General features: G+C 62.3%; 15 protein-coding genes and 1 pseudogene. 9 read left to right on the top strand and 7 right to left on the bottom strand.

Annotated elements, in window-relative coordinates:
• Positions 1 to 14: 14 nt before the first annotated feature.
• From KYT97_RS30080 to KYT97_RS30070, 3 genes are read left to right on the top strand one after another with little or no spacing between them, the layout of a single operon-like run.
• A complete protein-coding gene (locus tag KYT97_RS30080; RefSeq protein ID WP_080711726.1) occupies positions 15 to 620 on the top strand; it encodes a TetR/AcrR family transcriptional regulator in 606 nt (201 codons plus the stop codon).
• A gap of 31 nt (positions 621 to 651) precedes the next feature.
• Positions 652 to 1,458: a TrmH family RNA methyltransferase gene (locus KYT97_RS30075; RefSeq protein WP_033234365.1), complete on the top strand. Its 807-nt coding sequence runs from the start codon at positions 652 to 654 to the stop codon at positions 1,456 to 1,458.
• Positions 1,458 to 1,712 (top strand): DUF2537 domain-containing protein, encoded by a 255-nt coding sequence (locus KYT97_RS30070; protein WP_033234100.1) that lies wholly within the window; start codon positions 1,458 to 1,460, stop codon positions 1,710 to 1,712. The genes KYT97_RS30075 and KYT97_RS30070 overlap by 1 nt, the downstream gene beginning before the upstream one ends.
• Before the next feature lie 3 nt (positions 1,713 to 1,715).
• On the opposite strand, the gene KYT97_RS30065 is transcribed toward KYT97_RS30070, so the two are convergent.
• The 6 genes and pseudogenes from KYT97_RS30065 to KYT97_RS31050 all read right to left on the bottom strand — a co-directional run.
• On the bottom strand, positions 1,716 to 2,708 hold the full coding sequence (locus KYT97_RS30065; protein WP_072782607.1) for a DUF6928 family protein: 993 nt from the start codon (positions 2,706 to 2,708) through the stop codon (positions 1,716 to 1,718).
• A 90-nt stretch (positions 2,709 to 2,798) separates the two neighbouring features.
• Positions 2,799 to 3,773, bottom strand: a complete 975-nt coding sequence (sepH, locus tag KYT97_RS30060) for a septation protein SepH (RefSeq protein ID WP_095888373.1) — start codon at positions 3,771 to 3,773, stop codon at positions 2,799 to 2,801.
• A 190-nt stretch (positions 3,774 to 3,963) separates the two neighbouring features.
• Positions 3,964 to 5,091 (bottom strand): phosphoserine transaminase, encoded by a 1,128-nt coding sequence (serC, locus tag KYT97_RS30055; RefSeq protein ID WP_033234102.1) that lies wholly within the window; start codon positions 5,089 to 5,091, stop codon positions 3,964 to 3,966.
• Between the two features lie 297 nt (positions 5,092 to 5,388).
• Positions 5,389 to 5,901, bottom strand: coding sequence for a VOC family protein (locus KYT97_RS30050; RefSeq protein ID WP_045069020.1), 513 nt, complete (start codon positions 5,899 to 5,901; stop codon positions 5,389 to 5,391).
• Entirely contained in the window at positions 5,898 to 6,368 is a 471-nt protein-coding gene (locus KYT97_RS30045) for a nuclear transport factor 2 family protein (RefSeq protein WP_219111485.1), read from the bottom strand. Before KYT97_RS30045 ends, KYT97_RS30050 begins: the two co-directional genes overlap by 4 nt.
• Before the next feature lie 38 nt (positions 6,369 to 6,406).
• Positions 6,407 to 6,573: pseudogene (locus tag KYT97_RS31050) on the bottom strand (SDR family mycofactocin-dependent oxidoreductase); the annotation flags it as partial.
• A gap of 324 nt (positions 6,574 to 6,897) precedes the next feature.
• On the opposite strand from KYT97_RS31050, the gene KYT97_RS30040 reads away from it, so the two are divergent.
• The 3 genes from KYT97_RS30040 to KYT97_RS30030 are packed head-to-tail and all read left to right on the top strand — an operon-like array spanning position 6,898 to position 8,463.
• A complete protein-coding gene (locus tag KYT97_RS30040) occupies positions 6,898 to 7,662 on the top strand; it encodes an SDR family NAD(P)-dependent oxidoreductase (RefSeq protein WP_233366147.1) in 765 nt (254 codons plus the stop codon).
• A gap of 47 nt (positions 7,663 to 7,709) precedes the next feature.
• Complete coding sequence (locus tag KYT97_RS31315) at positions 7,710 to 7,982, top strand: ATP-binding cassette domain-containing protein (RefSeq protein WP_219111484.1); 273 nt, start codon at positions 7,710 to 7,712, stop codon at positions 7,980 to 7,982.
• Entirely contained in the window at positions 7,930 to 8,463 is a 534-nt protein-coding gene (locus KYT97_RS30030) for an ATP-binding cassette domain-containing protein (RefSeq protein ID WP_245005966.1), read from the top strand. The genes KYT97_RS31315 and KYT97_RS30030 overlap by 53 nt, the downstream gene beginning before the upstream one ends.
• Positions 8,464 to 8,641: 178 nt before the next feature.
• Here the strand turns inward: KYT97_RS30030 and KYT97_RS30025 are convergent, their stop codons facing one another.
• Complete coding sequence (locus KYT97_RS30025) at positions 8,642 to 9,769, bottom strand: citrate synthase 2 (protein WP_219111482.1); 1,128 nt, start codon at positions 9,767 to 9,769, stop codon at positions 8,642 to 8,644.
• A gap of 245 nt (positions 9,770 to 10,014) precedes the next feature.
• Here KYT97_RS30025 and pdxH point away from each other — a divergent pair, with 245 nt between their 5' ends.
• Genes pdxH through KYT97_RS30010 form a run of 3 tightly spaced genes read left to right on the top strand, consistent with a single transcriptional unit; the run spans position 10,015 to position 12,978 of the window.
• The gene (gene pdxH, locus KYT97_RS30020; protein WP_219111481.1) at positions 10,015 to 10,728 is read left to right on the top strand and encodes a pyridoxamine 5'-phosphate oxidase; all 714 of its coding nucleotides are present in this window, start codon (positions 10,015 to 10,017) and stop codon (positions 10,726 to 10,728) included.
• A complete protein-coding gene (locus tag KYT97_RS30015) occupies positions 10,725 to 11,990 on the top strand; it encodes an MFS transporter (protein ID WP_033234105.1) in 1,266 nt (421 codons plus the stop codon). Before pdxH ends, KYT97_RS30015 begins: the two co-directional genes overlap by 4 nt.
• A gap of 40 nt (positions 11,991 to 12,030) precedes the next feature.
• A complete protein-coding gene (locus tag KYT97_RS30010; RefSeq protein WP_095888382.1) occupies positions 12,031 to 12,978 on the top strand; it encodes an aldose 1-epimerase family protein in 948 nt (315 codons plus the stop codon).
• Positions 12,979 to 13,110 lie beyond the last annotated feature (132 nt).

Genomic DNA, 13,110 nt, shown 5'->3' with positions numbered 1-13,110 from the left:
AGTTTTGTGAAGTGGTGAAACGACCCAGTTCCGAAGAGCGCCGTGAACAGATCGCGGAAGCGGTCTGGCGTGTGATCAGACGCGACGGAATGGCGGCCGCCAGTGTCCGTACCGTCGCCGACGAGGCGGGCATGTCCACGGGCTCCTTGCGGCACTTCTTCGCGACTCAATCCGAGCTCTTGCTCTTTGCCATGGAATTGGTCTCCGTCCGCGTCGAGAATCGAATCGCAGGCATCGAGTTCGATCCCGACATCAGGCGGGCGATACGGCAATTTGCCGAACAATTTGTTCCCCTCGACGCCGACCGCCGCGAAGAGATGCAGGTCTGGGAGGCATTCGCCGCGGCATCGCGAACAGAACCGGACTTGGCGGTGGTCCGGGAGCGGACGGATCGAACCCTGTTCGGGCACTTCCGTCAGTTCGTCGAGGCGTTGAGTGATTCAGGTTTTCTTCGGTCCGGCAGTTCCATCGACAGCGAAGCAATGCGCCTGCACGCGCTGGTCGACGGGCTTGCCGCGCACGGTGTCAACAATCCGGAGAGGGTGAACCCGGCCGCAATCACCGAAGTGCTCGACGCCCATTTCGATTCGCTGATCACCGCAGCCGGGAGCAGTGACTGAGGACGGCATCCGATACGGCACCATAGAAGCCGTGGTTCACGTCATCGATATCTCAGATCCAGCCGATTCCCGGTTGGATGACTTTCGCGATCTCAACTCCTCCGATCGCCGACCCGACCTCCCCGAAGGAAAGGGTTTGGTCATCGCGGAGGGGGTATTTGTCACCCAGCGACTGCTGACCTCGCGTTTCGAGCCGATCAGTCTCCTCGGAGTCGATCGCCGACTGCAGGAACTTGCCGAGGACCTCGACGGTGTTGATGTTCCCTTCTATCGAACCAGTGCGGAGGTGATGGCAGAAGTGGTCGGATTCCATCTCAATCGTGGAGTGCTTGCCGCGGCTGCCAGGCCGACGCCGCTGGCTGTCTCGGAAATCCTGCAGGACGCCCGAACAATTGCCATTCTCGAAGGCGTCAACGATCACGAAAACCTCGGCTCGATGTTTCGCAACGCCGCGGGGCTCGGAGTCGACGCCGTACTTTTCGGAAAGGGCTGTGCCGATCCGCTGTACCGCCGCTCGGTCCGAGTGTCCATGGGGCACGTACTGCGAGTTCCGTTTGCCCATGTCGAGAAGTGGCCGTACGACCTGGAAGAGCTGCGCAGCAACGGTTTTCAGCTCATCTCGCTCACGCCCAATCCGGAGGCCGTGACGCTGGCCGAAGCGATGACCGGAGACAAGGTAGCCCTGTTGCTCGGCGCCGAAGGTCCTGGCCTGACCGAACATGCCATGCGTGCGACGGATATTCGCGCCAAAATCCCCATGGCGCCGGGTACGGATTCACTCAACGTCGCCACCGCCGCCGCAATGGCCTTCTATGAACGAGTCAGGACCCGGCAGTAATGCCGACCGGAACTCCCTGGTTTACCGGTGTCGCGGTATCGATTTTTGCCGCAATGCTGTCCACTGCCGCGGTAGGCGCGTTCAGCCAGGGCCTGGCACACGTCAACGTGTTTCTTGCCGTTGCGGTCAACGTCATCGCAGTGGCGGGCCTGGCTCCCACCGTGTGGCGGTGGCGGGCCGTCCCCATCTGGCGATGGGTGGTTTACGGTGCGGTAGCGGGTATTCCGTTGGGGTGGATAGCCGCGATCGCCTGAATCTCAGTGGAAGCCGAAGTATCGGGCCAGTCGGCTTCGCTTCTTCGGCTCGGGAGTTGGAGCCTCAGCAGTTGGAGCCTCAGGAATTTGAGCCCGGGGGACTTCCGGCGCGTCGGTGAAATCAGGTTGAGGGGGCTCAGCTGCGACGGGTGTCGGGGGCTTCGGTTCCCTTGCCTTCGGTTCTGTTATCGGTGGATCTGGTTCGGGCGCAACAGCAACCGGTTTTGCCGGCGGAACGGGTGTCGGAGCTGATTGTGGGATCTCAACTGGCTCTGGTGCTGGAGGCTTGGGCTTTGCCTGCTGCGCCTGCTCAGCCTGCTCAGGCTGCTCGGTTGTCGGCACCGTCGCCTTCGGGGCTTCCGACTTCTGGTGAATCTTGAATCCCCACAACAGGATTTGAGTCTTGTCGAGATCGCCCTCGTGCGGCGCACCCGTGTATCGGAATCCCAGCCATTCCGCGTTGGCGGCCTCGGCGAACTGCTGGGGGTGGAACGGCAGTGCTTGCGGATCGGGCAAAATGCCTGGGGGGTAACGCAAGGGGTGCTTGCCCGACCAGTAGGGCAACTCCCAAGTCTGTGGGATGCCGATGTTCTCGACGATGTCGATCGGGAGTGCGCTGAACGAGCGTCGCAGCTGGCCGTTTTCCCAGATGGCAAAGGACCCTTGCGCGCGGTCGGGTGACGAGCTGACCAGGAAGGTGAGCGGCGCGTGCGGCGAAAGTAGCCAGGACTCAGGAAGTTCCGACGGAAGGCACGCGCTCAACTCTGCGCTGGCGACGACGCTGATGTTCTCGTAGGTGCCGATGAAGAGATAGCCGGGTTGTACGGTCGCAGCGATCGACAGCGGGTGTGGGCCGAGAGACTCGAACTCTTTGCCGGGGTGTAGTCGCTGCGCGATCGCGAGTGCCGCGGCCTGGTCGGGCTGCGGGTACAAACTCAGTTCAGCGCGAACGTCATTGTTGTCGACAAACCAAATTGTTGATACACGTGCAGCCACCGATCGCCCTCTCTCCTGAACCCTCGCTGCTTAGAAGAATACGACGAATCGGCCGGTAATCTTGCCTCCGGTCCGCTCCGGGCGGGAGCGTCAGCGGCCGCTGCTACGCACACCGAGGAGAACGTCGTCCCATGACGGAAGGGCGGGCTTTCCGCGCTTGTCCTTGGTCGACGATTGTTGCGGCGCTGCCTTGGGCGTGACGTCTTCGGCAGGTTCCGGGGTTTCTTCTTCTATCTGCGGCTCGGGCTCGGCTTCGACCTCTGCCTTGACCGTCGGAGTCTCCATGCGAGCCGGAGTCTCTACGCTAGTCGGAGTGTCTACCCGAGCCGGGATTTCCGCGACGGGGGGTATTTCGGTGACAACCGTGACAGCGTCGTGAGTCTCGGCTTCAGGGTTGACTTCTTCGTCCGGTTCGAAGTTGTTATCGATCCGTGACAGTTCGGGACGCTCGAAGACCACCGGTGCCAGACCGCGCAGTGGGCGGCCGAAATCCGGATCGATCAAGTCGAATGCAGTGTCGTCGAGCGCGACGATGGTTCCACCGTGCGCGTCCGGCTGATAGCGCCAATGTGCGGCGTTGGTGCTGCGCCCGGCCTGCCATTGCAGCTGAGCCACCCAGTGATTGTCCTCGTCGCGCCAGGCATCCCACGTGGCGTCGTCGATGGTGTGGCCGCGGGCACGAAATGCGTGAGTCACGATTTCCGCGAGCGTCGGCACGGTGGGTCCGTTGTCACGGATCGGGTGCCCACCCTGCGCCATTTCTGCTGCTCGGGAGCGTTCGAGAAGGACGGGGTATGCGTAGCGCTCGACCTTGCTGACCGGGATGCCGGCTTCCTTGGCGACCTGCTGGACGGAAGCGCCGGATCGGATACGGGCCTGGATTTCGCGGGGGCGGAGCTGGCTTTCGTTTTCGATCTCGATCTGGCCGAGTCGAGCTACATCACCCCGGCACGCTGCGCGCAGTTTGTCGTCGGCAGGGAGTCGAAATTTTTGGCCGGTTTCGGCGTCGGCGCACACCACATGCGATCCATCGGGTTCAAGTCCGATCACTCGAAGCTCTCGCACATTGACCTCCCTTATCGCGCCGGCTCGCGACTTTGCGCCGCAGTCAACTGTAATTCATTTGTGATGACCAGCCCGGCAGGACACTCCCGGCAGACCGGTCGCGTACGGATATCGACGCAATCACGCCGCCGACCTCGACTCGCGGATGGAGTCGAGGCTGGCGGCGTGATACGAGAACTACAGGCGTGGCTCAGCCGAGCTGCGAGACGACCCAGTCGATGCTCTTGGTGAGAGCGGTGACATCTTCGGGGTCGATGGCCGGGAACATGCCGACGCGCAACTGGTTGCGGCCGAGCTTGCGGTACGGCTCGGTGTCGACAATTCCGTTGGCGCGCAGGATCTTTGCAACCTCGGCTGCGTCGACGTCGTCGTTGAAGTCGATGGTGCCGACAACCTGCGAGCGGTGTGCCGGATCAGCGACGAACGGCGTTGCGAACTCGCTGGCCTCGGCCCAGTTGTACAGGCGTGAGGACGAGTCGGCGGTGCGTGCGGTGGCCCAGTCGAGGCCTCCGTTGCTGTTCATCCACTCGATCTGGTTGGCGAAGAGCAGCAGCGTTGCCAGTGCCGGAGTGTTGTACGTCTGATCCTTGGAGCTGTTGTCCACGGCGATGGGCAAGGACAGGAAGTCGGGGGTCCAGCGTCCCGAATCCTTGATCTCTGCGACACGCTCGAGGGCGGCCGGGCTCATCAGTGCGATCCACAGTCCACCGTCCGAAGCAAAGCACTTCTGCGGAGCGAAGTAGTAGATGTCCGAATCGGCGACGTTGACGGGCAGTCCGCCGGCGCCCGAGGTGGCGTCGATGGCGATCAGGGCGTTCTCCGAACCGGCGGGGCGGGAGACGGGGATCGCAACACCGGTCGAGGTCTCGTTGTGTGCCCAGCCGATGAGGTCGACAGACGGGTCGGAGACCGGCGCCGGTGCGCTGCCCGGATCAGCGGAGACGACGATCGGGTCACCGATGAACGGGTTGGCCTTGGCGACCGAAGCGAACTTGGAGCTGAACTCGCCGTTGGTCAGGTGCAGCGACTTCTCGCGGATGAGGCCGAATGCAGCGGCATCCCAGAACGCGGTGGTTCCGCCGTTGCCGAGGACAACCTCGTATCCCTCGGGGAGGGAGAACAGGTCGGCGAGACCGGAACGAACGCTGGCGACAACGTTCTTGACCGGCTTCTGGCGGTGGCTGGTGCCGAAGACCGAAGCGCCCACGTCGACCAGGGACTGCAGCTGCTCGGGGCGAACCTTGGAAGGACCGCAGCCGAAGCGTCCGTCAGCGGGCTTGAGATCGGCGGGGATGATCGGGGCGGTAGCGTCAGCCATTGGTCAGTGCGTCCTAAACGTCGAGGAACCTTTGCCGGGTTAGTTTAGACGGCTGCGGTGTCGTAGTGGACGGTCGAGGTGCTGCGGCGAGTGTCGAAACGCTTCGTGGGTCCGCAAAATGAGACCCCACCACGCATGAAACAAAAGCTCGAGTACAAGCCGGATGGCGAAAACTTGTTCCTTTGCTATGCGATCTGGAATGTCAACGGCATCTGAATTTTCAGATGCCGTTGACACGCAGAGAGCATCGCGCTCCCAATAAATGAGAACCGTCGTCCAGGGGAAGTGTTCCTACATTCAGCGAATCAGATTGAGGCCATTCCAGTTTCGAGTGAACTCCACGCCCTCGGCCAGCATCGCCGGCATGCTCGGATTCTTGATGTACTCGATGATCGTGCCCGGCATAGCCGCGGACTCGATGTAGGCCACGCTCGTGGATGACGTAGCCCCGGTGAAAACCACGGACAATCCACGCTCGGTGGCTTGGGCCAACTCCGCATCCAAGTCGTCGGTCAATCGCGCAACATGATGCAAGCCGATAAATTTCGTACCGTCGGCATTGTGGTAGGGCGAGGGACCTTCGCTGAGTACCTCGATCAACTCGACCTGAGTGCTTCCCGAGTACGCGAAGGCCGCGTTGATGACGATGTCGATATCTTGACCGCGATGGTTGCCTGCCATGTCGAGGTTGCGATAGATCTGCCATGGTCCGACACCGCTCTCTTCGAACCAGGCGTGTACCGCTTCGTCCAGGTTCGACACGAGATACCCAATTTGCATGAACGGTTCGATCGCCTTGTTTTGTGTCATAGCGAGCCACCTTCGTGCCCTTCCGGGTTTGCCGGTGCGGTCATGAGATGGCCGCTGAAATCGCCGACCAAATCGAGCAGCGAGTAGTCGCGGGACGTGAAACGCCATATCCCGCCTGTGCGCTCGAACTCGTCGTGGTACCGCCCGGCGGCGACTACCTGCAGCGGCAGTGCCGAAGTTGCTTGCAGCACAGTGTAATAGGAACGGCACGTCGCACGCCCGGCCTCGTCGTCGATCTCGAGGATGGGATTGGTGATGACATGTTTGGTGCGCGGCGTACCGTCGGCATGGATCTTTATGTTGGTACGCCACAGGTTCAGCAGGCCGGACTCGTCGAGTGCGTCGCCGCTACGGGTACGTATGGTCGCGTGCCGGAATAGCGCCGCGGCTTCTTCGAGGCCACCCCGGTCGATGTTCTCGGCGTATCGGTACAAGAGGTTCGTTATCTCAGTGGCGGAGTTACTCAATTTCCAGCCAGCTCTCTGGTGCAGGGTTGATGGTGTCAGTCGAGGTCCTCGACTGTTGCCATCGGGTACGTGACGGTCTCAGGGTTTTCGCACCGATCGACAATGATGATGTCGGCACCTCTTCGGCAAAAGACACTGCGTGAGGCCGTCCTTGGTCTCGTGTGGCTCCGGCGATCAGTGCAACTTTGCCTTCGAATTCGTCCATGAAGGTCCCTCTTTGTCGTGTGTGGCAGTGAGCCGTACTCGAATCAGTAAGCCAAAGGCTGTGGTTGGAGAGTCGGTGCATCTCGACTATCGAGATGGAGCAGGGCAGAGGGGCGTTGACCCGTACGTGGGGCACGGGTCAAGGCCCATCGGGACCGTTGCCACGGGTTTAACCCGTTTGGGCAGACGCAGTGCAGGCGCACATGTTGATGCGAGTCCCTGATGCGATATCTCGTTCTTCGAGATGGCGCGTCTGGTCGTTCAGTTGCGGGACGAGTATGTCGTAATCAGCTGACCCGACCGAGAGGACATTATGGACCTGAGTGTGGAGCAATTTCGACTCGATGGGCGCACTGCTTTGGTGACCGGTTCGGGCCGAGGGGTAGGAGAAGGTATCGCCCGTGTTCTCGGAGCCTGCGGAGCAACAGTCATAGTGAACGATTTACACGCCGACAGGGCTCAGTCGGTCGCCGATGCCATCATCGCCAGCGGAGGATCGGCATTTTCGTCGGTGTTTGACGTGACAGACGCCGCCGCAGTGGAGCAGGCGATAACTGCGCTGGCCGACGACGGGGCCTCCGTCGATATTCTTGTTCACAATGCGGGCATCCCTGACATTGGCGCACGCCCGAATCAATTTGTCGACATGCCGGAGGCGGATTGGCAGCGGCAGATCGACCTCAACCTGTCTGCGATGATGCGAGTCGTCCAGGCGGTACTCCCTGGTCAACTCGCGAACGAGTGGGGCCGCATCATTCAGATATCCTCGGGTGCATCAACGCGAGGTCTTTCCATCGGGGTCTCGGCGTACGGTGCCGCCAAAGCAGGTTCGGAAGCGTTGATTCGACACCTCAGTGTCGAGTGTGGTTCGCGCGGAGTAACCGCGAATGCGTTGGCGTTGGGGATGATGGAGGGCCTCGGTGATGTTGACGACCCTGCGCTGGAGAGGATGATCCGTCAGATTCCGATCGGCAGGCTCGGTCGTGGCGCCGATGTTGGTGCAGCGATCCTCTGGCTTTGCAGCGAGGCAGGGGGCCTGGTCAACGGGCAGGTTATCCATCTTAACGGTGGAACGGTATTTGGACGCTAAACATTTCGGCTGATAACCAGCCGAAATTCTCGGATGTAACCCTCTCGGTGAGCCGGGGCGAAATTCTTGGACTCATCGGTCCGAGTGGAACCGGCAAGAGCACCCTTCTGAGGTGCATGAACCTACTCGAGATCCCTTCCTCGGGCGAAGTTCAGCTTGCCGGCCAAACGCTCTTCAAAGAGCGCACGCTGTTGAACGCGCGTGAGCTCATTGTGCTTCGCAGGTCACTGGGGATGGTGTTTCAGCACTTCAAATCTCTTCCCGAATATGAATGCGCTCGAAAACGTGGTGCTCGCCCAAGTACGGGGGCTCGAGCGTAGCCGCGCCGAGGCAGAGGCTCGAGCAGTGGACCTGCTGACGCGAGTCGGACTGAAGGACGCGATGCGCCGAATGCCGTCCGAACTCTCAGGAGGCATGCAACAGCGCGTCGCGATCGCCCGCGCACTCGCACTCGATCCGAAAGTCCTTCTCCTTGACGAGCCCACCTCGGCCATCGACCCGGAGCTGCGCATCGAAGTGGGGTCGGTGGTTTCGGAGCTGGCAGAGAGCGGCGTGACGATGGTGCTCGTGACCCACGAGCTCGATTTCGTCAGGAAAGTCGCTACGAAGGTTGCCGTTGCAGGCGTCTTGAGTGCTGGTCTGATTGCGACATTGTCGGCGTGTGCATCTGATGGGGGCATGAAACTCGTGGTCTTAGTCAAGGACGTGCCCGACACCTCCGGGGAGCGGACGCCGCGCGAAGAAAGTCGGCGAATTCTGGGGGTCGCAGAGGCCGCCGATGAGGGGCGGCACCACGGGTAACTCCCGTGTTCGTTGCCGATCTACATGGCGACCACGGACGTGGAACAACGTTCTGTTCCAGCAGATTCCGGCCGTGAAGGATGGACGTTCATTGTCCTAGGCAGCAACTCGACATAATTCAACCGGCCGGGTACCTCGTAGCGAGGTACCCAGCCGGTTGATTGTGCTGCGGAGAAACTTACGAGTGGCTGATCTGATCCCAGCCCTCGACGGACTCGGGAGTACGCGGTGCCGGGCCGGTGTAGATGGCTGCCGGGCGAACCAGTTTGCCGAGGCGCTTCTGCTCGAGGATGTGCGCACACCAACCAGCGGTGCGGCCACACGTGAACATGGCAGGCATCATGTGCGCGGGAACCTCGGCGAAGTCCAGGATGACGGCAGCCCAGAACTCGACGTTGGTCTCGATCGCGCGATCGGGACGACGCTCACGCAGTTCTGCCAGCGCTGCCTGCTCGAGAGCTGCGGCAGCTTCGTAGCGGGGAGCATTGAGGCGCTTCGCGGTAGCGCGGAGCACGCGGGCGCGGGGATCTTCGGCGCGGTAGACGCGGTGCCCGAAGCCCATCAGCTTTTCCTTGCGGTCGAGGATTCCCTTGACCAGTGCGCGGGCGTCGCCGGTCTTCTCGGTCTCTTCGATCATCGGGAGCACGCGGGCCGGTGCGCCGCCGTGCAGCGGGCCGGACATTGCGCCGATGGCGCCGGACAGCGAAGCGGCGACGTCGGCGCCGGTGGAGGCGATGACGCGGGCCGTGAAGGTGGAGGCGTTCATGCCGTGCTCGGCTGCCGAAACCCAGTACGCGTCGATTGCCTCGACGTGCGCGGGATCGGGCTCACCCTTCCAGCGGACCATGAAGCGTTCGGTGACAGTCTTGGCCTCGTCGATGCGCTTCTGCGGAACTGCCGGCTGGTAGATGCCGCGAGCGGACTGCGCGACGTACGACAGGGCCATGACGGACGCACGGGCGAGCTGATCGCGAGCGGTCTCGTCGTCGATGTCGAGGAGCGGCTCGTAACCCCAGATAGGGGCCAGCATCGCAAGTCCGGCCTGGACATCGACACGGACGTCGCCGGTGTGGATGGGGAGGGGGAACGGCTCGGCCGGCGGCAGGCCGGGGCCGAAACGGCCGTCGACGAGCAGTGCCCAGACGTTGCCGAAGGTCACCTTCTGGCCGACCAGGTCTTCGATGTCGACGCCGCGGTAACGCAGTGCGCCACCGTCCTTGTCAGGTTCGGCGATATCGCTGGTGAAGGCTACGACGCCTTCGAGTCCGCTCACAAAATCATCCGGTATTGCTGCGCTCGCTGCCATTCTCGTGGACTCTCCTCGTTCGAGTGCGCCAGGTCTTCAGTCGCACTGCCTCAGCTTCCGTGACTGCGCCTCGGTGCTCGCAGGGATGAGCACGCACCGTGTTTCGTACTGCGCAATCGTCTGGTCCCGATTCGGCTGCTGTCGCTGGTGCGGCTCGCGGTTCGGATCGGGTCTAGCCACGGCAAACTTTAGCGCGTGCCGAGTAGTCGGTGGCCGGTTGGTACCCGGGAGTAGCGTTCTGGGCTGTGTCGAAGGAACGTCAGGACCCGGTGGTGGTGAACAGCGAACTCGCTGCGATGCGTGTGGGGTACCCGCAACCAGGCAGTGAATCGGAGGCCGTGCACGATCGGATGCGCGTCGAGTTGGACGTGAGTCAGGTTGCCGACGGTTGGTTGCCACTGATGCGTCAGTGGCTGTTGGACGCCGTCGAGGCGGATGCGCCGGAACCGAATGCGATGACGCTTTCGACTCTCGGCGAGGACGGTCACCCCGCGTCGCGGACCGTGTTGTGCAAGGGGCTCTCCGATGATGGGGTCCTCTTCTTCACCAATTACGGTTCGGACAAGGCCAGGCAACTCGACGCCCATCCGTATGCGTCGGCCAATTTCACCTGGCTGACCCTGGCCCGCCAGGTCACTGTTCGAGGTGCAGTCGAGCATGTGAGTCCGCAAGTGACACAGGAGTATTGGCGAACCCGTCCGCGAGGATCGCAGCTCGGAGCGTGGGCGTCCCATCAGTCGCAGCCCGTCGAATCACGCGCCGTCTTGGACGAACAACTCCGTGAGGTGGCCGCACGCTTCGGCATCGACGGAGAGATTCCCGTGCCGCCGCACTGGGGCGGGATTCTGATCCGGCCGGAGTCCGTCGAGTTCTGGCAGGGCCGCGCCAACCGTATGCACAACCGGGTCCGCACCACCGTCGTCGACGGTCAGTGGTCCGCAGTTCGTCTCCAACCGTGAGGCGGGTTCTCGCGGACACGACTCCGCTCGAAAATCTCGACTACCGCCGCCTGTGGACCGCCGGCATCGTCACCGTTATCGGCGCCCAGCTCAGTGTTGTGGCTGTTCCGCAACAGGTGTACGAGATCACGCGCAGTTCGGCCTATGTCGGTCTGACCGGAATCTTCGGTCTCGTCCCGTTGATCGTTTTCGGGTTGTGGGGCGGTGCCCTCGCCGACGTGATGGATCGGCGACGGCTCCTGATGATCACGTCGATCGGACTCGGCGTCACGTCGGTGCTGCTGTGGATACAGGCGGCGCTCGGTGTGAACAACGTGTGGCTCGTGCTCGTGCTGTTCTCCGTGCAGCAAGCGTTTTTTGCGGTCAATCAGCCGACACGGGCGGCAATCATTCCGAGGTTGATACCGGGTAGGCAGCTGCCTGCTGCGAACTCACTGAACATGACGGTTGTGCAGTTCGGCGCGATCGCTGGTCCGATGCTTGCCGGAGTGCTCATTCCGACTGCTGGGTTGCAATTGCTGTACCTGCTCGACTCGATCTTCCTGCTCGCCACACTGTGGGCGGTGTGGAAGTTGCCGGCGATTCCGCCGACCGGCACGTCGCGACGGGCCGGTCTGAGCGAGGTCCTTGGCGGCTTTGCCTATCTGGCCACGCAGAAGGTGCTGCTCGCGTCGTTTGTCGTCGACATCATCGCGATGGTGTTCGGGATGTCGCGGGCACTGTTCCCGGAAATCGCGCACGAATCGTTCGGTGATCCCGTCACCGGCGGCTTTGCCCTCGGACTGTTGTTCGCCGCGATGTCGGCGGGAGCCGTTCTGGGCGGCGTGTTCTCGGGCTGGCTACCGCGGGTGGAGTACCAGGGGCGTGCTGTCTTGATCTGCATCGCGTTGTGGGGACTGTCGATGGTCGGTTTCGGTGTGGCCGTGTACTACGCCAGTCCCGGATCCAGCGTGCTTCTGCTCTGGGTGGCGGTCGCGTTCCTCGCGGTCGGTGGCGCCGTCGACATGATTTCAGCGGCGTTCCGCAGCACGATGCTCCAGCAGGTCGCGACGGACGACATGCGTGGTCGACTCCAAGGCGTCTTCATCGTGGTTGTCGCGGGCGGTCCGCGTATCGGCGACGTGGTGCACGGCGCTGCTGCCTTCCTGTTCGGAACGGGGGTGGCGGCGGCCGGCGGCGGCGTTTTGGTGGTAATCGGCGTTGTCGTGTCGGCGATCATGTTCCCGACATTCGTCGCTTACCGGGTGGGACGCGCCGTCTGACGTCCTAGTATGTGGGCGGTTTGTGGGGGAAACTGATTCCATGACGCAACCGCACAGCACGGGCAAGGGCGGCTTCGAGATCCGTGGTGGGGGTTATCGTGCCGAAATCGCGGCAGCCGGAGCAGGTTTGCGATTGCTTGATCACGAGGGGCCGTCCGGCAAACGTGCGCTCACCGAAACCTGGGAACTCGGATCGAAGCCGCCGCTGTCGGCCGGTTTGGTCCTGGCACCATGGCCCAATCGGATTCGGGACGGGCACTTCATGTTCGACGGTATCGAGCATCAACTCGAGATCACCGAACCGGTCCTGAACAACGCCAGCCACGGGTTTGTGCGTCGTCGCAATTGGAACCTCGTCGATCACACCTTCGATCGCGTCGAACTGTCGGTGGACGTCGGCCTGCATAAGGGCTGGCCGTATCCGCTTGCGCTGTCGATCGTCTACGCAGTGGACGAAACAGGATTGACGGTCACCCACACCGCGACCAACAAGGGCGCCACTCCGTCGCCCTTCGGACTTGGCACGCACCCGTTCATCCGCGTCGGTGATGTCCCACTCGACGAGTGCTCACTGCACCTGGCAGCGGGAACACGATTGCCGATCGATCCGGAGCGGATGCTGCCGAACGCGTATTCGCAGGCCGTCGAGGGCACGGATTTCGATTTCCGAACCCCGCGCCCACTCGAAGGTGTGCAGCTGGACACGCCGTTCAGTGCATTGGACGTGGTCGACGGTAGTGGCCGCACACAGCACGAATTGCTTGCGCCGGACGGGACCGGGACCGCACTGTGGACGACGCGCGAGTTCCCGTGGATTCAGGCCTTCATCGCTGATCCCGCAAACGGTAAGGGCTATCCCGACCGTGGTCGGGCCTTGGCGCTCGAACCGATGACATGCCCGCCGGACGCCTTCAACTCGGGAATCGACATGTTGATTCTCGGCCCAGGCGAAACGTGGTCCGGCGTGTGGGGGATCCGTGCACTTTGATCCGGAGGATCGTGCTCTGTGATCTTGGGATCCAGCACTGGGTACTGTGATCCGTATCCCAGATAGTGGGAGGCTGTAACAAACGGCTGCGAAGTCTCGATAGTCGCGATTTGCCGAACACCGTTCGATTCG

This window comes from Rhodococcus globerulus (assembly GCF_019334125.1).
Classification (GTDB): Bacteria; Actinomycetota; Actinomycetes; order Mycobacteriales; family Mycobacteriaceae; genus Rhodococcus_F; species Rhodococcus_F globerula.
This window is presented reverse-complemented; position numbering and strand designations above follow the sequence as displayed.

What these genes read in the sequence shown, in the direction of transcription:
- KYT97_RS30025 (WP_219111482.1), bottom strand. Translation starts at nt 9,769, where the DNA reads ATGGCAGCGAGCGCAGCAATACCGGATGATTTTGTGAGCGGACTCGAA.
- KYT97_RS30030 (WP_245005966.1), top strand. Translation starts at nt 7,930, where the DNA reads ATGAATGCGCTCGAAAACGTGGTGCTCGCCCAAGTACGGGGGCTCGAG.
- KYT97_RS30010 (WP_095888382.1), top strand. Translation starts at nt 12,031, where the DNA reads ATGACGCAACCGCACAGCACGGGCAAGGGCGGCTTCGAGATCCGTGGT.
- KYT97_RS30070 (WP_033234100.1), top strand. Translation starts at nt 1,458, where the DNA reads ATGCCGACCGGAACTCCCTGGTTTACCGGTGTCGCGGTATCGATTTTT.
- serC (WP_033234102.1), bottom strand. Translation starts at nt 5,091, where the DNA reads ATGGCTGACGCTACCGCCCCGATCATCCCCGCCGATCTCAAGCCCGCT.
- KYT97_RS30050 (WP_045069020.1), bottom strand. Translation starts at nt 5,901, where the DNA reads ATGACACAAAACAAGGCGATCGAACCGTTCATGCAAATTGGGTATCTC.